This window comes from Paenibacillus sp. FSL R7-0026 (assembly GCF_038004485.1).
GTDB classification, from domain to species: Bacteria; Bacillota; Bacilli; order Paenibacillales; family Paenibacillaceae; genus Paenibacillus; species Paenibacillus xylanexedens_A.
In genome coordinates this window covers 2,582,637-2,607,430 of sequence record NZ_JBBORG010000001.1, presented here as the reverse complement: position 1 = coordinate 2,607,430, position 24,794 = coordinate 2,582,637, and the positions used below count along the sequence as shown (strand labels likewise).

At 46.6% G+C, this 24,794-nt stretch carries 16 protein-coding genes and 1 riboswitch; of the genes, 4 read left to right on the top strand and 12 right to left on the bottom strand.

What is annotated here, in order from left to right; genetic code table 11:
- Positions 1-125 precede the first annotated feature (125 nt).
- From treR to MKY44_RS11860, 11 genes are all read right to left on the bottom strand, one after another.
- Positions 126-836, bottom strand: coding sequence for a trehalose operon repressor (gene treR / locus MKY44_RS11910; protein ID WP_341007193.1), 711 nt, complete (start codon positions 834-836; stop codon positions 126-128).
- A 127-nt stretch (positions 837-963) separates the two neighbouring features.
- Positions 964-8,466, bottom strand: a complete 7,503-nt coding sequence (locus MKY44_RS11905) for a fibronectin type III domain-containing protein (RefSeq protein ID WP_341007191.1) — start codon at positions 8,464-8,466, stop codon at positions 964-966.
- Between the two features lie 155 nt (positions 8,467-8,621).
- Positions 8,622-9,644, bottom strand: a complete 1,023-nt coding sequence (locus MKY44_RS11900) for an SDR family oxidoreductase (protein ID WP_341007190.1) — start codon at positions 9,642-9,644, stop codon at positions 8,622-8,624.
- A gap of 96 nt (positions 9,645-9,740) precedes the next feature.
- Positions 9,741-10,166, bottom strand: a complete 426-nt coding sequence (locus tag MKY44_RS11895) for a cupredoxin domain-containing protein (RefSeq protein ID WP_074094860.1) — start codon at positions 10,164-10,166, stop codon at positions 9,741-9,743.
- A 205-nt stretch (positions 10,167-10,371) separates the two neighbouring features.
- A complete protein-coding gene (locus MKY44_RS11890; RefSeq protein ID WP_017688752.1) occupies positions 10,372-11,325 on the bottom strand; it encodes an EamA family transporter in 954 nt (317 codons plus the stop codon).
- 106 nt (positions 11,326-11,431) lie between these two features.
- A riboswitch (purine riboswitch) is annotated at positions 11,432-11,542 on the bottom strand.
- A gap of 147 nt (positions 11,543-11,689) precedes the next feature.
- Positions 11,690-13,909 (bottom strand): DEAD/DEAH box helicase, encoded by a 2,220-nt coding sequence (locus MKY44_RS11885; protein WP_341007189.1) that lies wholly within the window; start codon positions 13,907-13,909, stop codon positions 11,690-11,692.
- Positions 13,906-15,249: an ATP-binding protein gene (locus tag MKY44_RS11880; RefSeq protein ID WP_076330930.1), complete on the bottom strand. Its 1,344-nt coding sequence runs from the start codon at positions 15,247-15,249 to the stop codon at positions 13,906-13,908. The genes MKY44_RS11885 and MKY44_RS11880 overlap by 4 nt, the downstream gene beginning before the upstream one ends.
- A gap of 6 nt (positions 15,250-15,255) precedes the next feature.
- Complete coding sequence (locus MKY44_RS11875) at positions 15,256-16,836, bottom strand: TerB N-terminal domain-containing protein (protein WP_341007188.1); 1,581 nt, start codon at positions 16,834-16,836, stop codon at positions 15,256-15,258.
- A 209-nt stretch (positions 16,837-17,045) separates the two neighbouring features.
- Positions 17,046-17,456: a diguanylate cyclase domain-containing protein gene (locus MKY44_RS11870; protein ID WP_341007187.1), complete on the bottom strand. Its 411-nt coding sequence runs from the start codon at positions 17,454-17,456 to the stop codon at positions 17,046-17,048.
- On the bottom strand, positions 17,432-19,585 hold the full coding sequence (locus tag MKY44_RS11865) for a PAS domain-containing protein (RefSeq protein WP_341007186.1): 2,154 nt from the start codon (positions 19,583-19,585) through the stop codon (positions 17,432-17,434). The genes MKY44_RS11870 and MKY44_RS11865 overlap by 25 nt, the downstream gene beginning before the upstream one ends.
- 318 nt (positions 19,586-19,903) lie before the next feature.
- Complete coding sequence (locus MKY44_RS11860) at positions 19,904-20,500, bottom strand: biliverdin-producing heme oxygenase (protein ID WP_341007185.1); 597 nt, start codon at positions 20,498-20,500, stop codon at positions 19,904-19,906.
- 346 nt (positions 20,501-20,846) lie between these two features.
- Between MKY44_RS11860 and MKY44_RS11855 the strand changes: the two genes are divergently transcribed.
- The 4 genes from MKY44_RS11855 to MKY44_RS11840 all read left to right on the top strand — a co-directional run bounded on the left by MKY44_RS11855 (position 20,847) and on the right by MKY44_RS11840 (position 23,838).
- Positions 20,847-21,644, top strand: a complete 798-nt coding sequence (locus tag MKY44_RS11855) for a Nif3-like dinuclear metal center hexameric protein (protein ID WP_341007184.1) — start codon at positions 20,847-20,849, stop codon at positions 21,642-21,644.
- A gap of 521 nt (positions 21,645-22,165) precedes the next feature.
- Positions 22,166-22,591 carry a DMT family transporter gene (locus MKY44_RS11850; RefSeq protein ID WP_036608521.1) on the top strand — a complete coding sequence of 142 codons (426 nt, stop codon included), beginning with the start codon at positions 22,166-22,168 and terminating at the stop codon, positions 22,589-22,591.
- Positions 22,592-22,636: 45 nt separating this feature from the next.
- On the top strand, positions 22,637-23,335 hold the full coding sequence (locus MKY44_RS11845) for a Crp/Fnr family transcriptional regulator (protein ID WP_047842749.1): 699 nt from the start codon (positions 22,637-22,639) through the stop codon (positions 23,333-23,335).
- A 14-nt stretch (positions 23,336-23,349) separates the two neighbouring features.
- Positions 23,350-23,838 carry a DMT family transporter gene (locus tag MKY44_RS11840; protein ID WP_341007182.1) on the top strand — a complete coding sequence of 163 codons (489 nt, stop codon included), beginning with the start codon at positions 23,350-23,352 and terminating at the stop codon, positions 23,836-23,838.
- Positions 23,839-23,925: 87 nt separating this feature from the next.
- Here MKY44_RS11840 and MKY44_RS11835 read toward each other — a convergent pair whose 3' ends face one another.
- Complete coding sequence (locus tag MKY44_RS11835; protein WP_036608916.1) at positions 23,926-24,642, bottom strand: YebC/PmpR family DNA-binding transcriptional regulator; 717 nt, start codon at positions 24,640-24,642, stop codon at positions 23,926-23,928.
- Positions 24,643-24,794 lie beyond the last annotated feature (152 nt).

Sequence of the window (24,794 nt, the reverse complement as noted above, 5' to 3'; positions counted from 1 at the left end):
TGCAGGAAGAACATTGACATTAAGCGGTTCTTGATGGACGATCTTCGGATTCCCCCATAACCAAAGAGAGTACCGCTCCACTGAATAATGCAGTGAAAGGTACTCTCTGATTGATCTTGATTAACTTATCTGCGACGTGCAAAATCCACAAATCTGAACTTGTCCGGTCGATGCCTCGACTCCGTATACTGAAATTGACTGGCATCCTCCAGGTACACCTGGCTCCTCACCACAACCACATTATGGAACCCTTCAAGGTCAAGTAGTTCCCTGTCCTCAGCGGTGGGTTCTTCCACCAAAATCTCTTTTTTGGCAAACGAAATGGAAAGCCCCAGCTCTTGCTCAATGTACTGATAGATGGAATCATTACAGATCTCTTTGCTGAGCCCAGGAACAAGCCGCTGGCTGATGTAATCTTTGTCCAGTATGACATGCTCTCCATCCACTTTGCGCACACGTCTGATCTCCCAGACCTGTTCATTCAGACCAAAGTTAATTTTTTTGTGCAACGCTTGATCGACCTGTTTCTCCTCGAAAACCTTCACATACGTTTGAGCGCGATGTCCCATTTTTTTGGCCAATTCCTTGAAGCTAACCAGACCTGAGATGGGAAAATCGATCTTGCGTATGTCCAGTACAATCGAACCCTTGCCTTGAATCTTCTGAATATAACCTTCTTCGTACAACATTTTCAATGCTTTGCGAATAGTCTCTCGAGACGTTTGATAACTTTCCGATAGATCCAGTTCCGATTGAAGCAGCGTCCCTGCCTCAATCTCTCCGGTCCGAATACGATTTGCAATATCTTCATATATCCGGATAAATTTATTATTCATTATTCATCACCATTGTTCATTACCCTTTTTTTATCATATTGGCAACCATTATAGCATTAAAAACCAATCAAGCGGTAATGTCATTACTGCCGATGATTGCAGTATCACATGTAACAATCAATTCAATCTAGATATGACGATCGAATCCTGACGCTTTCTCCACTTGACCTGTACGCTTCTCATCCATAACTTGAATCAGCTTATTTAAACGGAAGATCAGCGCTGCAGCTTCGGATCTGCTTAAGTGCTGCATGGGACGGAAGCTGCCATCTTCATATCCGGTAATCATGTACAAACCTGCAAGTTCCTGCACTTCTTCTTTGGCCCAATCAGATACATCAGTCTGGTCGGTAAACGCTCTTGGGGAAGTCAGCGGTTCCGGTCTGATTTTACGGACAACATTAGCTATAATCTTGGATGCCTGTTCCCGTGTCACCAGCGCATGTGGAGCGAATTTGCCGTTCCCCATGCCTTGAACCATCTCATGGTGAACGGCTGCCTTAATCTCAGGAGCAAACCAATCCTCATCGTTCACATCCTGAAATCCATGCTGTTCATTAACCGTTGTGTCCACACCCATCAGACGCACGATTAATGCAGTGAACTCCGCACGGGTGATCGGACGGCGTGGCTCGAAGCGAGTTTCACTTACACCTTGAATGATATTTTGTTCCGCCAGCCAGGTAATCTGATCTTTATTGAATGTTTGGCTGATATCAATAAATTTGATATTTTTTTTCGCAGGTATATCAGGTTGCTCAGACGGTTCTGGTTGTGAACTCATCTCATCGGCTTGTTCCGAAGTAACGTTGGGACTCGGGGTTGCACTGCCACCGCTCCAGGCGGATGGTGGATACGGAAAAGTCGTGGCTGCGGCCCGTTTGCTTTCACTTTTTTCACCTGTTGAATTCTCCGTCCATACTTCCACCTCATAATGCTGCTCGGCATTCAGTCCTGCCCATACATAACTGCGCTGTGTGCCACGATAGATCTCACGATCTTTATGGGTAATCACAATCACTTCATTTATTGCTTCCAGTTCCCAAGTTAGCTTAATCGTGTTAGTACCTTGCGCTATGGCTGCTACTGTCAGTTCCTCGGAAGGCAACGTCTCGAATTCAGGAACCTGGAGCGCCTCACCCTCCCCTGCCTCGTTAAATGGAACGATTGCAAAGTCAGTATAACGCTCTGCACTGTTTAATTCAGACACATGTATGGATGTCTCCATGGTCGTTCCCACAAGCTCTTCATTTCGATAAACTCGATAACCCGCAGCACCAGGAATCAGTTCCCATACAATGTCTGCACCATACACGGAACGTCCCTCTACTACAGGAGATGAAGCAGCACTACCGGGCAAAGTCATGGCATGAAGGTAATAACCACCATCACTACTGCCTGAGGCATTCATGGTCTTCACTGTATAGATATAGTTCACGCCCGGTTCGAGTTCCTTGTCGTCATAGAACAGTTCGTCTGCAGGAACACGAGTAATCTCTACACCGTCACGCTCAATGATAAACTGCTCGGCACCTTCGACCCGGCTCTGTTCTAATAAAAGACGAATGTGGTCCTTCGCCGAATGATACTCCACTTTGACCGGAGCTGCTGGCTTGGTCAGGACAGAATACGCCAGCTTTTCCGATGCATCTCCCAGATCATTCTCTGTGTAGATTTCAATCGGGTACTGCGTGCCTGCATCCAGTCGATCAACGATAAACTCTTTTTGTTTGCCTCGGTATATTTCTGTACCATCCAGTAATACAACGAAAGTTTCGTTCCCAAATGGGAAGTCCCATTCCAGTTTGGCATGATCTGTCTCGGGGTATATCTTCATTTCCAGTGAATCCACATGAGGCAAGGTGTAAAAAGGAGTCACGATCATTGGGCTTCCTGAACCAGCCGCATTATAAGGAATAATCTGTACCTGATCATATCGGGTTGCACTCTCCAGATGAGTTAATATCACCTCTGTGATATCCCCTTCATCAATCGTGGTGAACATCTGATCTCCGATACGTATGATATATCCCTCCGCACCTTGTACCTTTGGCCAAGAGATTAATCCCTCCTTTTCCCCAATCTTGCTTGCATGTAAAGGTTCATGAATGGTCGCAGGCAACGTTCGCAAGTGAACTTCGAAACCGGAATCACTCTCTCCCGTTGCATTGGATGTTTTGATGGTATACGTGTAATGCTCTCCTGGTGTCAGTCCATCATCTTCAAATGAAGCTTGATCTGCTGGAACCTTAGCGACTTCAACACCATCCCGCATAATAATGAATTGCTCTGCTCCCCGTGTTGAGCTTCCAGTCAGGTCCAATACCGCAGTCTGATCTGTGATGTGTGTTATGCCTGCCGTCTGAGGTGAGATGGGTTTCGTTAAAACTTGAATCTGAATAGGTTCTGACCGATGACCATCTTCATTAATCGCAACAAGTTCGAATTCATACGCTGTGCCATCCAGCATGCTATTGAGATGTACAGACGGTTCAGACACGCTCTGTACATCTCCCGTTACCCGATTACGAATCTCATATGCAGCCGCTCCCTGAACAACATCCCAAGCCAGATCCACTGCATGTGTTCCGGCTTTCACTGTGATACTTTCTGCAATCAATGGCAACGTTTGAGTCATTACACTGAAATTAAGCGGCCCACTCGTTCCACTCGTATTGACTGCCCGAATCACATAAGTGTATTTCGTTCCCGGCGAAAGATGCTTGTCTACAAATTGGGTTTCACTTGAATCCATCTGAGCGATCTCTCTTCCATCCCGTTCAATGACATAATGATCTGCCCCTTGGACACCAGTGTTACTGAAATCCAGACTTAGGCTGTTTTTTGCCACATCATATACTGCAACCTTAACGGGTTTCTCAGGCAAAGTCAGTAGAGATACATCCGTCGCTTTAGAACGAGTCCCTTGTCTATTGACTGCCCATAGTTGATAGCGATGCCACGTTCCACCCTGGAGACCTGTAATCGTCGCTCCATTCTCCATTCCTCTATAGATCTCCTTGCCATTCTGCTCAATCACGTATTCAGCGGCACCTTCCACGACAGACCAAGAAACTTTTGCATGATGTACTCCTGAATCAACAAGTACTTCGGCAGGCAACACAGGTTTGGACAATCGGATGAGCTGCGCTGTCTCACCTGGACCAGAAGCATTCGTAGCCTGAACTTCCAAAGCGTACTCTGTACCTGGCAATAATCCCTCAACCGTGTAGGCCAGTTCTGATGTTCTGCCCACTTCTGTTCCATTGATTTTCACAATATAGAGATTTGCCGTATCTACAGCTTGCCATGCAAGTCCCATACTTGTCTCATCAGTCGATGTGACATTCAGTCCTTCCGGCCTGCTAGGTAAAGTAAGAATTGTACTACTGGTGGATGCACCGTACCCGGCAGCATTGCCCGCCTGTACTTCATAGGTATACTCACGACTGCTTGACAGGTGGGGAACTGCGAGTTGTGTATCTGATATCTCATGGCTCTGTCCATCGATGACCACCCGATATTTCGTTGCCCCAACTACAGATTCCCATCTCAAGATTGCTCCCTGTTCAGTTACTTGAACAACGTGAAGTCCCGAGGGGCTCTCCGGTAGGGTTGTTCCTGATACGGAACTGCGCATCCCCTGTCCACTTCCGTTCACTGCTTGTACATCCAGTTGATAAGATGTTCCTGAACTCAGTCCTGCAAAGCTCCATTCTTGGGTTCCAGCAGGAACCGTTCCGGACTTCTCTCCATTCAACCATAACTCATAACGATCGGCTCCTCGTACTGCTTCCCAATTCAGACGAAGGCTCGCTGTTGAAGCATCTGATACCTGTAAGCCGGACACCTGCCCAGGTAAAGTCTTGAGCAAAGGTAATCCTGCCAACGGTCCTGGTCCTGTCTCATTTCCGGCAATTAACGTATAGCTGTACTCCGTTCCGCTATCCAGACCCGAGTCCAGATACTCCGTCTGCTCTCCTTCATATATGGCTGTTCCATCGCGTGAAAGACCATAATACGTTGCAGAAGTCACTGTCTCCCATTTTAATGAAATATCATGCTCCTGAATTTGAACGGCCATAAACTCACCGGGCATTGCCGGCAGTGTAAGAAATCCGGTCCTACTGCTACCACCTGCGCCACTTTCATTCATTGCGGTTACCGAGATGTTATGAATGGTTCCTGGAACGAGGTTGCTGACATAGGGAAGGCTACCAGGATCAGATACCGTCTGATCAAATACGGTGGCACCGTCCGAAGTAGTCGCAATGATGCGGTAAGCATCTGCTCCTCGTACTGAATCAAATTGAATTTCGGCTAAATTGGGCTGTGAATCTACTTTACGAACGTGCAACGTTCCGGGAGTTGCCGGGGTAGTTAATACTTGAACGCTTACTGCATCACTTACTCCGGTATGGTTTCTCACTCTAACTTCATATTCATAGACCTGACCACCACTTAGGGAGTGATCGATTATACTGTGGTTAGGATAATCGAGTATCCATGACTGTCCTGTTGTTTTATTCGTTATCTCATACTGATATTCATCGGTATACCTTTCCCCAGTTGGCAAGTCCACTGTAAGTTCAGCTGATGTCTCAGCGATCTGTGTCATTCTCACATGGCTCGGTTGCTGGGGCTTGCGTTGAATATGGTAAGGTGATGATGTTGTCTCATATGTATTCCCTGCTCTGTCCATGGTTTTCGCATGGATGTACCATATGCCTTCCGATTCGATGGATATTCTATGCTCGTCAAAGCGAGCTTCAAGCCAATGATCCGGTGATTCTGCACTGTTCGTAACTTGATAGAATCGTTCCAGTTCTTGAATACCTGAGTGGGCGTCGGCATAGTGAATGGTAGTGGATATGTCCATGTCCGTCCAGCCTTGTCCGTTCGGAGCAACTGTAATCGTGGGCGCGATCTGATCCACATAGGCGATTTGACTGACTTCCTTGCTCACATTGCCAACGGCATCCCTTGCTCTCGCCCGAATGGTGGTAGCCCCGTTCGTACTTACTGTACCGGTATTTCCTGTTGTATAAGGAGCATCATTCATGCTGTATTCATAGGATATCGCTCGTTCATCCACACTACCAGCGATCGTGAATTGCACATGTTCTTTACTCCATCCAGAAGAACTTAAACGAATTACCGGCTCGGTTGGAGCTGTCGTGTCGATTCGAACTGTAGCCTGAGCGGACGTGCTTATATTGCCTACACGGTCAATTGAGCGTGCATATACGATCGTTTCTCCCTCATCAGTAACCGTCACTTCACCCGTGTAATCGATCCAAGGACCTTCTTTGTTAAGTCGATATTGACTCTTGGCAAGCCCACTGCCCGTATCTTCACCACTGTTTATCGCAAAAGTTACATCCTGATTCGTCCAATGCTCTTCACTTAACGTAATCGTTGGTTGCTCAGGCCCAGTCTTGTCGATTCTGGCTGTTGCCGAAGTGGAAGCACTGACATTGGCGGCCCGATCAACACTTCGTGCGTAAATCTCGGTTATTCCTTCTTCACTGAGTGTAAGAGGAGCCTTGTAGTCGATCCATTCTCCCTCACTTCCTAGCTTGTACTGTGTCAGACCAATGCCACTTGCTTCGTCCGTACCCTCCGTTAATGTCACGATTACCGCCGCTTTTGTCCAATCGGGCGGATTCAACGAGATGACAGGTGGCGTTGGTGCCGTCCGATCTACCCTGGCTGTCACAGCCGTTTCCTGTCCTGTATTACCAAACGCATCAATACTGCGTGCCATAACAGTTGTGTTTCCTTCACTGCTTACGGTAAACGGAGCGCTGTATTCACGCCATTCTCCTGCCGGACCAACTTTCACTTCAGTCTTTTGAGTTCCGCTCAAGGCATCCTTTCCTTCTTCAACCGTGACCAGAACATCTTCCTTGGTCCATGTGGATGGAGTCACTGTAACGGAAGGAGCAGTTGGGCCCGTTGTATCTTTAATCATCTCTCCAACGGATATAAACGGGGTCTGTATCCCTTCACCATTCAGTGCCGCCACAAATACTTCATATTTTCCATCCGCGAGTCCGGTCAGGGCGAATTCTGTACGTGTGGAAGTTGTTGTTCCCGTTGCGAGGACTTGCCCACCTGGACTACGTATTTCCGTTTTGTAATGGGTGCCTGCAGGATTACTATTATTACTCCAACTCGCTGTAACGGTGTTGCCTGATTGTGTCACAGCCGCAGCCGCGGGAGGATTGGCCAGTGTGTACTTGGAAGCTGGACTGGAGTAGCCCGTATAGGAACCACTTGAATTTTTGGCCCTTACGGCAAAAGAATAACTGGTATTCGGAGTGAGTCCAGTCACCTGCCGACTGTTTGATATACCTGTATCCACGATCTGATTCGTGGTCATATTCTTCAGTTCATACGTAACGGATGCATCATTGGCCTTCTTAGCCCAGTTGACCGTCAAGTTATTAGAATTAACCAATGTGTATGTCGGCGTTCCAGGCACAACAAAACTCCTTACCGTGAAGTTAACGGTTCCTGCTGAGGACACCCCACCTTTGTCATCCATGACCCATACTTGCAACGTGTGTGTGCCATCTGGCAGGGTGTCAGGCAATGTGTAATTGGTGTTAAAAGACTGATTAGAACCCGTTGCGGTCATCTGGGTCAGAATATTCTCGGACCCACCATCAATGGACCATTTTACGGTCAATAGGTCGCCTACATCCGTATCTCGCGTTGTACCAGAGATCTGAAGTTGCTCGCCTTTGTAATAGGTTTGACCCGAAGAGGGTGCTGTTAAGGTAAATGAAGGTGGAGCATTTTTGGGACCAATCCCCACAATGGTTGAAAATTTACGTGAAGCCAGATTCGCTGTTGTCTTGGCGTCCCACCAAAATTGTGCAGCTGTATCACTCGCCGTAACGGTCTGGCCTGGAGTGAACGCTGAAGGTGAAGACCCTCCTGTGAGTTGGGCGCTGTCTGGACTGCTGTACTGGCCCATATATATGCGATCTGCATTCACAACATTGTACGTATTGGCATAAAAAGCCGTGACCTGAACACCGCCGCTGTAATTGCGCCATCCATTCTCGATGACTTCAAACGGAGATGCATCATTGCCATTCACCATCGTATCCCAATAAAATGTTCCACCCAAATTCAGTGCCGTTCCGCTACGGTTGATAGCTTCCAGTTCAACCTTCATGTACCCACCTTGTGAGGTAGCATTAACGATAGATACACGCAAAATATATTCCACATTGTCCTTTTGCCGGGACATTTCAATCACATTATTGTTAATTCGGTAATAATTCAGCGGCAATGTTTTGAAGTTCACGGGAGATCCGTTATGGTCGATAATGGTGGATACATTCCCTGTATCACCACCGTAAAATACATTTGTGTTTGGTAGTAATACAATTCTGTATTTACCATCACTGTTCATCTCCACTTTCACCTTGGATGACTGTACAGCTTTCATGCTGGACGTATCGGATACAATCCCGATCGTTTCAACTGTTTCAGCCATTACCGTGGCTGCACCCCAATCAAGCAACAGGGCTTGAGGTGATAATAACGCAAATGCCAGCACCACTTTGGTTAGCTGTTCCGCTTGTTTCTTCACACGTTTTCCTGATTTCTTCAACGTCTACTCTCCTTTTTGGCACACAAAAAAGGGAGGCACCCCAACAAAGGAACGATGTCCTAAGTTGGGGTGCCTCCCCTAACAAGTGTCATTTTTTCTTGATTATAACGATTAAGCGCATGAATGTAAACACTTGATCATGAACGCCTTACTTCTCATTTCTCATCTCTGATCTTTAATAACGCTTCGTCCAGTGCCCCAACGACCTTGTCACACCATACATCAAATTCCGGATCTTCGGTCTGTAATTCAGGATGCCCCAGGATGTGCTCAATCGTACGTCGAATGCCCTGATCGGCTCTTGTCGTTGCTACAAATTCCGGAACAAGCCGCTTCAGCTTGCTGTTGTCAAACACAACGGTATTGGCTTTGTCACCCAGCAATCCGCCGCGAAGATCCTGATCACTGCATGCTGCCAAGAACTCAGAAGGTACATGTACCGCATGAAGCTTAACTCCCAACACGCCAGCTATAATCTCATGAATCTGATTCCAGGTGACGGATTCGTCCGAGGTGATATGTACCGATTCACCAATGGCATGGATATTTCCCATAAGCCCGATAAATCCTTTGGCAAAATCAGTATTGTGCGTAATGGTCCACAGTGAGGTGCCATCTCCATGGATGATAACGGGTTTGCCTTCACGGATACGCTTGAGAACCTGCCAGCTGCCTTGAGCACCATGAACACCGAGAGGTATCGATTTGTCGCCATACGTATGGCTCGGACGCACGATGGTCACAGGGAATCCGTGCTCGCGGTATTGTTTCATCAGATAGTCTTCACAGGCAATTTTGTTGCGTGAATACTCCCAATATGGATTCGATAAGGGCGTCCCTTCCGTGATCCGGTAATCAGCCAGGGGAGTCTGATACGCTGATGCTGAACTGATAAATATAAACTGCTTTGTTTTATCCTTGAACAAACGGTAATCTCGCTCCAATTGAGACGGTACAAAAGCGATAAAGTCTGCCACAACATCAAATTCCAGATCAGCTATCAGTTCCGCTACACGTGTCTCGTCATTAATGTCCGCTTGAAGTACGTTGACCTCACTAGGTAAGTCATCGTTATGATTGCCGCGATTAATTAAATACAGTTCACAGCCTTGCTGTGCAAGCATCTCCGTAATGGCCGTACTGATGGTGCCTGTCCCTCCAATAAATAGCGCTTTCATTTCGCCACCTCCTGATCGATTTTACCCACTTTTCCATGATATCACGCACCAAAAAAAGGAGCAAAGCTCGGTCACCCGAAACCTTGCTCCTTCTGTTTATACGACTTTAATCGTTGCATATATCATGTACATGCCGCAATGGATCTCATATTCTCCCTTAGGCAGATCTTTGTCGACCGTATAATAATTGGGCCCCTTTTGCATGTATAGATCCATGCCAAGCTTTTGTGATCCCACTGATTTCACATGTGTCACCGACCGGGTCAGAATAAAGTTGATTTTCGTCGGTACGCCAGCCTTCACCTCGATAACGTCTGGTCCAAAACCATCGTTACTTACGTCCACATCAATGACTTCATATCCCTTCAAATCCTCCGCTGTCTCGGCTTGTGCAGTTACAGCACTTCCTGATCCCGGGGATACGTCTTTGCCCATAAAATAAACCAAAAATGATCCAAGCAGTACAACAACGGTCAGGCCCAGCGTTAACCAAGGCCATGTTTTTCCAAACCAGCTTTTCATATAAACACTCCTCATTCGATGTCCCATCAATATTCAATCAACAGACGGATGTATTCTTTAAGCATACCTGATTCGCATGACAATGAAAATGACCCCTCTGGGCTATTGTGTTTGAGCAAAAATATTTCATTAAAAAAAGCCTGATTTCTCAGGCTTATCTACGGGTATTCCCGTTCATGCTTCGCAATATCCCTTTTGGTATAACTCAGGAATATATCGGTGTATTCCGACTTCGTCTCATACGTAATTTATACAACTCTGGCAGGGCTACACCAATGAGCACAATGATAACTCCGAACCATTGCAATCCGCTGACATGCTCATGGAGCACGATTGAGGATAACAATACTGCAATTGGAAGCTCCACTGCACCCAGGATTCCGGCCATGTCACCACCAATATGCGGAACGCCGATAGCGAACAGTACTGGTGGAATGAATGCCCCGAAGAATCCAAGCAGCAATCCAAATACAAGCAACTGGCTCCAGATCAATCCGTTAAAGAGGAATGTCGGCGGGAACAAAATGCACAGAAGGATCAATCCGCCTGTAACCATCCACGCACTACGGAAGGCTGGATGCGCTGAAGGAACCGCTTTGCCGCTGAACAAGACAAACAGGGAATAACTTACGGCTGCCATTAGTCCAAGAGCAATACCCAGACCGTTGAACTCACCCAATCCTTGTTCCAGGAAACCCGCTGCCAGCAAGGTTCCACCAAACAGAATGATCAAGGTCAGGAACGTGACTTTGTCAGGACGTTGACGTTTGCTTATCGCCTGAATCAATACGCTAATCCAAGTGAACTGGAACAACAGGATAATGGCAAGTGAAGCCGGGATATAACGTAAAGACTGATAATACACGAGACCTGTAATTACCGTTGGTGTTCCAGCAGCCATCAATATCAGACGTTGTTTCCACGTCAACCGCTTGAATACCTGTGCCACGGCTCCTGATGCTTTGCCATTTGCCTGTGACTTACGTTTTGTTCTAAATTTTGTGTATAGCGCCAGCATCCAGGATAGAAGAAAACCCGTGATCAGCTGTGCTCCCACAACCTCTCCAAGTTTATATCCTTCGCCGTACGCCAGAACCACAATCGTGGATAATATGCCATAGCTCATCGCTCCCGCGAGAACGGACAGATAATATTTCATTGTGAATAAACCTCCTGATGATAAGAAAAATACGCCCGCATGTTGGTTCATGCCAAGGTCACAGACACCATCTAAATGCAAAAAATCCTAACTACGAGCAAGGAATACATTGATTCCTTGGCATCGTAGTTAGGAAGTATAGGCTTCCCGTAGAGACCCTCGCCCTGTGTACACTTTCGGCCTGCGAGGTTATACGAAATGATATATGCAATTTGATGTAATTCGTGTGTGACGACTTTTCATATATTACATGGGAGGTGAGATGGTGTCAACCCTATTCCGTATAAAAAGTTGAACTAAATTATTACACCGAGTCGCTTCGATCGCCGTACCATTCTTCGAGTACTCTAATTACGTAAAAACGTCATGTCCGATTGGAACCTGAGGAGTCCCACTCCAATGTTTGCTGTAAACCTGCCTTCAATCCATCCAGATCCAGCCCATCCACAGCAAAAGCCTCACGGATCAAAGGCGGCGCGACAAATTCATCATACTTGCCCAGATAAGGTGCTTCATCTTCAGCCAGTAACGCAGATGCGTCTTCAGCCGTTCGACACTCACTCATGATCTCGGCTAACAATGTTCGTTCGTCGACCTTGCCGGATACTACAAAATAATATGGCTCCATGGGCACAACCGAACGCAAGGCAAGTTTCTTGGACAGATTATGCTTCATCAGGCGCTCCAATGTACGGAATGATTTACTTCCCACCCAAGGAAGAACATACATCGAATCTCCCCCTGCCGGAATGACAACCTGCTTCAACAGTCCGCTTTCACGAGCTAAGCGGCGTGCCCGTTCAAGTCGATTGACGGCTTGTGGTGACAGATAGGGATAGATGGTCGAGTCGGACAACACTTCACGCATTTTCTGTACTACCGACGTATGAATATCTCCTCCCGCTCCAAGCCATAACGTATCTACCTTACCTTTTGCAGACTTCACATACACAGCCTTGTGCTTGTGATCGACTTCTTCCACTTTCCACAGTTTGCCTGCGAGCGAGAAGCAATAGCCAGGTGGGGGTACGGTTGTAATCGAACCAATCTCTTCCGAGCCGTTTAGTACTTTATGTTCCTCATCGTCCTTGAACACTGCATAGAAGCGATAATTATTCACAATTTTCTCACCGGTCAGACCGATGATCAATGTTCGATCCTCTGTCCATTGCAGATGATCTGTATCGATGAGGTAATTCAGGAAAACCTGATATTGATCAGGTCTAATCAACGCAAATGGAGCCAGCGAAAGGATGGCTTCTGCAAGATCTCTCGGCTCCGCCTCCCCCATACTTTTCAACATGCTCATCGTCTGATGATAGAGCACACCTATGGGCATTTTGCGGGCTTCAAGCGGCTCGACCCACTTCGTTTTTACATACAGTTCGATAACAGCAATCGCGCGCATCAACGTCCACGGCATACGTGCTGGCAATTGCGCTTCCTCGTCCTCTTCCTCCGGACATACAAAAAGCATCTCTGATGCCATGTCCTCTCGTCTCCCCGAACGTCCCAGACGCTGTACAAAGCTGGACGCACTATATGGTGCACCGAGCTGAACCACACGTTCCAGCTCGCCCAGATCGATGCCCAGTTCAAGCGTGACCGTTGCCGCAGCAACCGCGGGCCCCGATCCAGTGCGTAGGGCAGCTTCCGTCTCTTCCCTCAGCATGGCCGAGATACTTCCATGATGCACATGGAACACATCACGTTCCTGCCTGCGAGCCGCGACCCGCCGCATCTCAAGAATGGTGACTTCAGCATCTGTACGGCTGTTGGTGAAGATCAGCGCTTTTTTACGATGTGTGCTCTCATAAATGAAGTCGTAGTACGCTTTACGTGCGTTATGAAGCTGCTCCGCCTGCTCCTCGTCCTGCACATCTGGAAAAGAGAAATGTTCCACCCGCAGTCGCAGCTTGCGGCCGCCCGGTGAAGAGACCACATCCACCCCCTGCTGCGTTCCGGCAGCAAGCCAAGATGTAGCCGTATCATAGTCACTAAGTGTAGCGGACAAGCCCACTCTTCGCGGTGTACAGCCAGCCATACGCTCAATTCTGGCAAGTTCGCTGAGCACTTGAATCCCCCGATCCGCTCCCATGAAAGCATGCACCTCATCGATGATGACATATCGCAAGTCATGAAACAGCGCCGGGATCGCATTCGGTCGATTCATGAGCAGACCTTCCAACGATTCTGGCGTTATCTGGAGCACACCGGACGGATTTTTCATCAGTTTTGTTTTCTCCGCCTGAGGTACGTCCCCGTGCCAATGCCAAACCGGAATATTTCCTTCGGATAACAGATCCTTAAGACGTTCGAATTGATCATTAATCAGGGCTTTCAGAGGTCCAATGTACAAAATGCCAACCGACTTGGAAGGCCGCTCATACAGCTCGGTCAATGCAGGAAAAAAAGCCGCCTCCGTCTTGCCGGAGGCTGTTCCCGCCGCAATCAGCATATGATGCGGGGTATGAAAACAGATATTGCAGGCCTCAATCTGGGCAGGACGAAGCGATTCCCATCTTTTTTTATATATAAATTCCTGAACAAACGGCGCCAGCCGATAGAACGGATTATCACTCATAATTCAAACTCCGCCAGGAAATCGTCCAAATCATCCGTATTCGCGGAAGCATCTGCCCCTTTACCCGTTTCCTGAGGTTTGGCAACCCGCTCGCCAAGTAATTGAGTATAAGTCACTTCAGGATTTTGGTGGAGCGTATGCAGTACATCCATAAAGTCACGTACCACTTCACGCGTGGTCAGCAATTCATCCGCACCCAGCCGGTTCACCGCCGTTTGCATAAAATCAACCAATTGTTCATCCGTCAGACTTGCACTGTATCCAAAATGCAGGGCATGAATCTGCCGCAGCTTCTGGAGCAGTATCAGAATCTCTTCATGCGATAACATCGCAAGCTTCAGAATCGGGCCTGTATAATTCGCGTACGCTTTGGTCGCATAACGTCCATCAATAAGCCTGGAGCGAAGCGCTTCATAGCTGTATAGTCCGCGTCGTTCATCCTCCACAAATTGCGGCGTACCACCTACAAATATGCCCAGGTGCTCCGCCTTGCCTTGCATCGTATCATTGAACATGGTCAGCAATTTCTCATAGTTGCTTTGACGAGAGACACTGTTTGTAATTTTGTACAGATTCACCGCTTCATCAATGAACAACAGCAATCCTTTGTAACCAATACGCGCTGTGAATTCAGACCACAATTTGAAGTAGTCATACCAGTTGTCATCGTCAATGATAACGCCAACAGCCAGTTCTTTTTTCGCTTCCGTTTTGGTTGCAAATTCTCCTCGAAGCCAGCGAAGGGCCGCCTGTTTGCGATCATCATCAGCCAGCTTGTACCCGTTCCAGTATGACGCCAGTACCTTGGCAAAATCAAAGCCGTGAACCAGATTCTGCATCTCCCCCGTCACCGCATAGATCTGCTTCTCTACTTCCAGTGGCAGAGCGGGATCATCCGGGCGCAGGTTCTGACTCTGCATCGTGGATTGTTGCAACCCTGCGATCCATTTTTGCAAAATCGGCTCCAGCGCTCCCCCATCCGGACGTGTACGTGTAGACAGACGAGTCATCAGTTCGCGATATGTCGCAAGTCCCTGCCCTTTGGTTCCCACCAATCGACGCTCTGGTGAAAGATCCGCATCTGCCACAACGAAATCACGGTCCATCGCATAATTACGAATCATCTGCAAAAGAAAGCTTTTACCGCTGCCATAACGGCCCGTAATAAGTTTAAACGCTGCGCCGCCCTCCGCGATATTGTCCATATCCCGCAAAATGGCTTCCACTTCCGGTTTCCGACCAACAGCAATCTGCTCCAGTCCTATGCGCGGGACAACACCCGCTGTCAATGAATTTACAAGTGCGGTGGTCAGCCGCTTCGGTATTTTAAGTTCTGTCACTGCGTATCACCTCTTCACATGTTCGAACACATCTATATAATCAGGAACAATCCGATCACCATCAATCAGAAGATCACCGATCGTTTCCATAGCCACATCATTAATTTCATCCAGCAGAAGTGTAGGCATCGTTCCATATTGCTCAGCCAGACGCATCAGTTCCATATCCGGGCTTTCGCCAAGTAGAACATGAATCGTTTGCACTTGCTGAGGGGAGAGTTCCTTGGCAAAGAGCAGCCATTCTTCATCCAGATCAGCCTCAGCAGACTCGTCCCACTGCAACCTAATAGATTCTGCTGACGCTCCTGCTGCAATCTCTACTTCAGATAGAGCTGCTGGCTCCATGGAATCTTCAGTTGAAGTGATCTCACCCCTTGCTTCCAGTGCATCGAATGGATTACTTGTAACATTTGCGTTGTTAACTTCTTCATCCTTCACTTCAGAAGCGTGATCATCCTCAATTGTAAGTGCCAGACGTACGTACTCACTTTCCTGCTGTAACGATGCCAGTTTTTCTGAATCAATACGAATCACCGGTTGTTCCACAGACTCCGCCTGCTGGGTCGCATATGTTTTGTCCAGGTAACGCTCAATCAGATTTGCAAGTTCGGGTTCAAGAGTCTGTCCTCGCAATCGGCCTCTGAATCCGAGCAGTTCACGAAGTTTATTTTCAGTACATCGATAGATCCGCGTAACCATCTGCACAAATTCAGCCTGTTCACCTATGGGCATATATCTGAACGCTACCGATCTTCCATAGATCGAATCATCATAGACTGCTTTGCGAAACAGAATGCGCTCCATCGTGCGTTCATCGTTGGGATCACACTCAGGCAACAGTCCAACTTGTTGCGTACGTTCCAGGTACGAATCAACCAAGGCTATGACCCGCGGGATGTACTGCTCCATCACTTCTTTGCCGCCATCTCTATAGAATTTACTGAGTGTAATATCGTAATCATAATATCTTTGCAGCATATTCAGCGAGATATCCGATACATTATCCTGTAAAATACGTTGCAGCTCCCTATCCAGCATCTCTGCTGGCAGGTATCCGCCTGAAAGGCCCATAACCTCGGATAAGGACATCTCCATCTGATGGACCAGCACATAATCGACCATCCACTCTTGCATATATATATTTAATTGGGGCAGCCGTTCACGGTAGTTCACCCATAGCTGCTTCAATTGATCATAACCATCCTGAGGATTCTGCCAGCCAATGCCGTTAATTAACTCGTAGATATGAACAAATAGATAGGACAGATCGGTATCCGGGTATCTCCCCTGACGTACTTCCTTCCTCCAAAACATATACCACTTGCGCTGGGCTTCGTTCATCACGCCATACGTTGGCCAGTAACTCATAAAGGGAACCCACGGGGATACATCCCCCTCCATCTCTGCCCACTGCTTTGCTTCCTCTACAAAACGTTTCTCTGAGGACAATATGCCTCCACGATGCTGCATCGTATCATGTGCAGACTGCACAATGGTTGAGCGATCAGGAACCGGGACCGCAGCTGTTTCAGGTTCTTCGCTCAGATCTATCTCCATAAATTCCAATTGTCTTGAGTTGTCTTTCATAGAACGTTATCTCACCCTCCTCCAAGACAGAATACGAACAAGTGTATCCATAGGGATCATTATATCACTTGTCCTGTGTCTGCGGTGACGAAATTTAGACATTCCTGGACACAAAAAAGAAGGCATTTCTGCCCTCTTTTCATCATGTATTTTTAACTTTTTTCAAATAATGTTTGTATCGTTTCAAATCGAACGTTGCACAGGCGTAATCACACGACAATTGCGCGATTTTTGCCTTCACTTTTGGCTTGAGCCAGCGCTCGACTCGCTTTTTCGATCAATTCGGATGCATTGGAATTCTCATCTGGTACCTGTACTGCACCACCGACACTAACAGTGACAACTCCGCTCGGACCGGATGATTCCCTTTGAATCTGTAGAGCCAGCACATGTTGTCTGATCTCTTCCGCAAGTTTAGCTGAATATTGTGACGTTGTGTTCTTCAATTTCAACATAAATGTACCTCCGCGAAGGCGAGAGATCAGAGCATTGTGCTGTTCGCTAACCACGGTAAGCACCTCACCGATCCATTGCAGACACAGGTCGCCTCCTTGAAGGCCGTATGCTGCATTATACGAACGGAAATCATCAATATCTATAATGAGAGTCCCAGACTGCATTTTTCCTGTAAACAGTCATCCCAGTCAGCTTGAAGCTGTGACTTGAACACCGTCTGAATCGGCATATCCGTTAACGGATCTGTCGTCAGATAACTCTGCAGCTGGCTCGTCGTTTCAGTGTAATTGTCCTGTTCATGGTGGGACGATCCACTGTGCAGAAGTACCATTACGGAAGGCTTACCCGCGTGCGTAACAGAAGCAAGTGTACTTTCAAGCAACAATGAGGTACCTGCAGCTGTGGTGAAATACGACTGGCTGGTAATCAAACTTGTGTTATTGTGCTCTAATTCCTCAAAATTCTGTTGTAACGTCACTCTCGTTTGCTCAGGTACAAACGCCCCGAAGTCCTTGCCCATCAGGTTTTTGGAACTCTCGAACCCGAGCAACTCGGCAGCCTTCGTATTACAGTAGATAATCTGACCGTCAGTCAAAGTAAAAAATGCCACGGGCGAGTAATCCATTAACTGCAAATAACGCTGTTCATTTTGTCGCAAAATACGAGCATTCTGCAGCGCCTGTTCTTCGGCCTGAACCAACTGGTTCTCTGTTTGCCGACGTACAATGGTTTTGAGTAAAGGTAACACGCTTAGCTCTTTGGATGTCCATGGATACGAAGTTGACTTTACAACCTCACGCCATTTCTCGAATGATTTACGAGGCGACAGACGCATGCCGTCATCCGTCTTGAGCACCGCTTTGGCTGGGTCACCCGCCCAATCGACAACCTGGACAACCTCAGGTCGGAACCAGAGCATGTAGTTATGCTGTCCAGGCGAAATGGCAACATAAATAACCCCGGAAGCCTTATCCTGATAAGCTTTGGATGTTTCATACTCTGCACTCAGCTTCGACGTATGATAACTATAATCCTCGGACTTTCCTGCAAGCCAACCTGCCAGTTCACGAATCTGTCCACTGTTTGGCGTTTCACCATACAACAACAACTTGTCCTGGTAACAGATTGCTGCTCCGGCAGCACCCATCAGATTCAGCACCGTCTCTTCTTCTCCCTGTAATTCCTCAAGTACTCGGGCAGGACTTGTGTTACCTATAAAAATGTTGGCAATTCGTGAAGCGGCTTCACGTGATTGAATCTCCGATTGATAATCATCGAGTTGCTGACGCTGAAACAATTCATTCGAGAAGAACGCGCCCAGGAAATTGCACAGATTCCGTACGCGATGGGGCACATATCTAGCCGAATAATGATGGCATGTAATGAGTCCCCACAGCTGATTGTTATGAATGAGCGAGATCGTAACGGTCGCACCTACACCCATATTATGCAAATATTCGATATGAAGAGGAGATACGCTGCGCAGGACCGAAAGACTCAAATTCAGCGGTTTGCCTGTGAGCGGTTGGAGCATAGGCACAATCTCGACGGGTTTATAATCGACATTCACAATGGTTCGTAGCCAATTGCGAAGATACAATTCCCAAGCCTGCTTGGGAATATCCGAAGCCGGATAGTGATGTCCCAAGAATGGTTCGAGTTCTTGTTCACGTGCTTCAGCAATAACTTTACCGTTCCATTGCTCGTCAAACTCATAGATCATGACTCGGTCATAACCGAGCATTTCCTTCACCTGTTCAGCCGCAATCTGACTTGCTTCCACACGACTATCTGTACTTTTGATCCGACCAAAGAAACGGGATATCCATTCAAAGTCGGTAGTCTCCATGTCCTCTTTTTCATAAAAAGGCTCAATTTCCAGAATAAGCAGACCTTCACTTTCATGAAGAACAGAAGAAAAGATCCGGTCTTCACCGGATACCTTAATGGTCAGGTCCATGTAATGCAAATCAGAGGTTACATCTGCATTGAAGCTGCTAGCCAACAGTTTGCATACATCTTCCTTGCCAATCAGATTTTCCAAAGGCATGCCCAAAACGTCTTCATAGGCAATACCCAGATGGTCCTCCGTATTTTGGCTACACTGAACAATGGTTGGCGTATGACTGGTATTGATGGCCAAAAGAACACCATGAGGTTGGATAAAGCCAGGGATATGAATGGGTTCTTTATCACAGTTATTCAGATCTATAGGATCATTCGTGTAAGTCCCCTGATGAAGCAGTGTGCGGTTTAACAAATTTTGTTCTTTTTTGGACTTTGGTTCGGCCATGGCCAGGAAAATCCCCTCTCATGATGTTATATAAGTTGAACTAATGATTATTTACATTGCACTCGATGACAGAATAACCTTCCAATCGCTGTTATCCCCAGATTTTATCGATTCCCTTTTCTAAAGGGAAAAATCCGGTTATACGCGTATGCTTACGATGCAGCTTTCTTGCAGAAAGCTTTGGGCGAACGCTGCGCTTTTCCAGCTTTTTTCTGTCCTCTCCGTTAGGTGTAAATGTATTAGTTCAACTTATATAGATACCTTCTAAAATATGAAAAAAGTCCGCCCTACAGGCGTTCAGGTTGATGAAAAGGGATGTTACTTGTCCGTATTAATCCACTGCTCCAGTAGTCGGAATGTCTCTGATGCACTGTGTACCATGTTGTCATGATCTTCTGGAGTACTGATGGACTGCTGTAGCAAACCTGTAAACTCGCTCCATCTTGTTCTTGTTTCTGAGCCGTAAGCATTGAAATATTCCAAACCACGATCAGCATCAATCGGCAGGAACTGCGACAAACGTTTGGTTATAATCTGTCCACCGTTCGTGGACCCCTCAATGACGTACAGATATCCGAACAAACGCGCAGGTGTTGAAATATCCGGCAGTTCTTCACAGAGCGGAATTTGGCTGATTTCCTCTTCACTTGCACCCAGATTTCGTAAATCTTTTTCCAACAGTCCAGCCTTGCCTCTAATCTCGATATCCAATCCCGTGCTTCCCCAGAAAGGCTGCTGTACAGCCTGATCTTCCAGCGGTTTCAGGAATCCATAAAATTTCTCTAAATATGTTCTATATTCTTCTATAGTCACAGTTTGATTCATAATGGCTTTAGCATAAGGGTTCTGTTCTACTTGTCTGTGATAATGAGCGGTCTCGCTCTTCAGACGTTCCATAATAGTTGTTGCTGTCATCGTAGTTATCCCCTTTCACAATCTGTTCTATTGATGCAAATGAATGCTGATCCTCAACTGATTCTCAGTATATTGAAATAGAAACTGCTTTTCTTGCACTCAGCTCCATTTAAGACAAGCAAAGACTCTATGTAAGTATACTTATTCTTGTTTGAGAAAACTATATGAATCCAACATCAATGTACAGCCAATGCATTCCTCCGTTGTTATCTTAACTGACTGTAATCTGTATGTTCTAGTATTAACCGAAAACAATAAAAACGACCCTATAATCTGGAAGGCAGTAGATTTCAGATGTCAACATGGTACACTAACGTTATATCCTGTCATTGGAGGAATGCATTCTATGGATCTTACAGCTCAAGACGTTGTACTTCATCTCACAGATAACATTGAATTGCCGGAAAACACGGTAGATCAGCTCATTACGGGCTCCCTTAATCGTAAGGTCACAGGTATTATCATTGCTTTTATGCCCACACATTATGTTATTGAACAAGCCATACAGCAAGGTGCGAACTTGATCATTGCGCATGAATCTCCGTTTTATAACCATCACAGTGATACGGATTGGCTTGCAAATGATTCGGTTTATGTGGACAAAAGAAAGTTGATCGACGAAGCAGGCATTTCCATCTATCGATGTCATGATATCATCCACCGCTTCCAACCGGATGGCATTACCGAAGGACTGATTCAGGCCTTGGGGTGGTCCTCTTATGTGGAGCAACGAATACCAGAAGCAGACATCCTTTCTTTTCCGGAAGGAAGCACCGCCCAAGCTATTGCTCACCATGTGAAAAGTTCCCTAGGCATCGATTATGTACGCGTTGCAGGCCATGCGGAAATAGTCTGTAGACGCGCAGCGGTACTGGTAGGTTTTCGTGGTAATGGACATGTGACGATTCCCTTGATTCAGAACGAGCAAGTGGACCTCATCATTGCTGGAGAAGGATTCGAGTGGGAGACACCTGAATATATCCGTGATGCCATGCAACAAGGCAAGTCCAAGGCACTAATCATGATGGGGCATGCAGAGAGCGAGGCTTCGGGAATGAAGCTATTAGCAGACAGGTTGGCAGAACGTTTTCCCGAATTGTCTGTTCGTTTTGTAGGCGAGAAGTCTGTGTACACTGTGATCTAATGATATGGATTTGATGTGTACGGAGAGGATCTTCTAGCTAATTGCTTCTAATCTCATTGCCTGTCCTACCCTGGAGCTTTGGATACTTTCTATGCTCCGGGGTACGCTGGGCAGACTCTCGTTTCATTTCTTGGATAGCTAACGAACCTGACACACTCTATTAAGCGAATATTTGCCGATTTTCAAAAGTAACGAATCGTAGACACCCTATTCCTCCATGTCCCCCTGTTTTACCGCCCATTTCTACCCGACATAACCCATTTAACGTCGCTGAGATTCGTTAGATTTCTCAATTCAATCGAATTAGTACAATAAGGTGTCACTGGTTCGTTTGATTATGATGAAAAATGAGTACTGAGCACATATGTCACGCCTCTCTTCATGCCCCATCTGGATTTCCCGAGTTCTTTATTGTACTCTAAATGCTGTGACTTCAAAGCTCAGGACATTTGTCCTTGGCGTTCAGAGTCAATTTATCATTTAATAATAGAAGTCGAAGTGATTGAATAAGGAGCGTACATATGAGAGGAATTATTTTTGCATTACTGGGCGGCGCGTGTATCACGCTCCAAGGGGTTGCCAATACTCGGATTAGCACCGACATGGGCACATGGCAGGCCGCTACGATTACACAACTGACGGGATTCATCTTAGCGGCGCTGATCCTAATGTTTGTTAGAGACACCAACCTTCAAGGACTCAAACAAGTAAAACCTATGTACTTGGCTGGAGGTGCTTTTGGCGCCGTCATTATTTTCAGCGAAGTAACGGCCATTCAGCAAATTGGGGTTACATTCACGATCTCGGCTCTGCTCATTGCTCAGCTGTTCCTGACTTTTCTGGTGGATAGTAACGGATGGTTCGGCGTGGTGAAACAAAAGATGAAACTGCCGCAATTTCTGGGCATTGCCTTAATGGTGACTGGTGTCATTATTATGAAACTATAGTTTTTGGAGAAGGATTGAAACATATCGTCGGGGGTGAATAACAGCGTGCAAGAGATCCATAACGAGCAACAATTAATACAATATCTGAAGCAATATCAACTCGAAACTGTATTTCACGAGCCCCTGCGTACACATATGACGTTATGCCACTTTGAGAAGTGTGAACTGATCTGTCGTGAAGGGGAAACTTCCGAATATTTGTACGTACTAGTCGAAGGTAAAATCAAGATTTTCACCACCTCCGCACAGGACAAAACGCTGGTGCTTTGTTTCAAAACACCGCTTGAAGTTGTCGGTGACATAGAGTATGTCCGTGAAAGCGATATTGTTAATACGGTTCAGGCCGTGTCACCTGTGGTGATGCTTCGCATTCATTATCAATGGCTCGCTGAGCTTGCCAGCGATTATGCACCTTTACTTAAATTTTTGCTTAAAATCATCTCTCACAAATTCTACATTGACTCGAACTTTTCCAATTTCAACCTGATGTATCCCGTTGAGGTTCGTCTAGTCAGCTACCTGCTCTCCATCTCAACAGAAGAAGCGGGCAACGTCGTTCATGAAGAGCTGGACGCGTTCAATCTGACCGACATCGCAAATCTGATCGGCACTAGTTACCGACACCTGAACCGGGTCATCCAGAAGCTCTGTGCAGACGGGTTAATTGAACGACATCAGGGATTGATTATGATCAAGGACCGAGCGGGTCTACGTGAAATAGCAGGTCACAACATTTATGAATAAGGAGTTCGACAACCATGTTAATCACAGGTATTTCGCTTGCACTACTGGCAGGTGCACTTGTCAGTCTACAAACGATTTTTAATAGCAAAGTCAATGAACGCACCGGTTCATGGTCCACAACAACGATGGTGCTTTTCACCGGGTTTATTGCTTCGTTCCTCATCTCTCTGCTAGTGGAGGGCAAAAATACATTCAGCTTTCAGCATATGCAACCTTGGTATTGGCTCAGTGGAGCCATCGGCGTTGGTGTAGTCTTCTGTCTCGTGCAAGGCATGAAGTTACTTGGTCCCACGTATGCCATCTCGATCGTGCTGACATCCCAACTGAGTTTTGCGCTCCTATTTGATTCCATGGGATGGCTAGGCCTGGAGCAGATTCCTTTTTCGTGGAATCAGCTGATCGGTGTACTTGTCATTGTTGGTGGAATTGTGTTGTTCAAGTTCGGTGGAAGTAAATCGGAAAAATCAGAGCAGTCCCCTGGAACGTTGCAGTCAGACTCGTAAACGAACAAAAAAAAGAGTGTCCGTCCAATCCCGCAGATTGGTCAGACACTCTTTTTATGCAATCAAACCACGTATCGCCTCGTTCTCTTACACGAACTCTACGTTATGGTAGACCTGCTGAACATCTTCAAGGTCCTCAAGCGCATCGATCAGTTTCTCGAACTGAGCTTGTGCATCCTCTGGAAGTTCAATATGGTTTTGCGCAAGCATGGTCAGCTCGGCTACTGTGAACTCAGTAATGCCAGCAGCTTTGAATGCTTCTTGTACAGCGTGGAATTGATCCGGTTCTGCATATACAATTACAGCATCGTCTTCGTCCACGATATCACGTACATCCACATCTGCTTCAAGCAGAAGTTCCAGTACTTCCTCGGAGTTTTTGCCTTCTATACCGATAACCGCTGTTGGATCAAACATGTAAGCAACAGAACCACTGACACCCATGTTGCCAGCGTTTTTGTTAAACGCAGAGCGCACTTCCGGCGCTGTACGATTCACATTGTTGGTGAGTGCATCAACGATGACCATCGCACCATTCGGTCCGAAGCCTTCATAACGCAGCTCTTCATAGTTCTCATCCCCGCTGCCTTTTGCTTTTTCCATCGCACGATCAATAATGGCCTTGGGTACATTATACGTTTTGGCACGTTCCAGCACGACTTTCAGTGCACGGTTCGCTTCCGGGTCCGGTTCGCCCTTCTTGGCAGCTACATAGATCTCAACGCCGAATTTAGCGTAGACCCGGCTCGTGTTTGCATCTTTTGAAGCTTTCTTTTCCTTGATATTATTCCACTTACGACCCATATCGTTTCCGCTCACTTTCAACATGTAATCTGCTTTCTACTATGCCATTATATCTTGTTGAGCGTACTTCAACAAGTTAATACACACGAAATAATGGGAATAACTGCGGTGATTATCCATCTCCATTTGAAGATTAGCCTCAGTTTATCCTC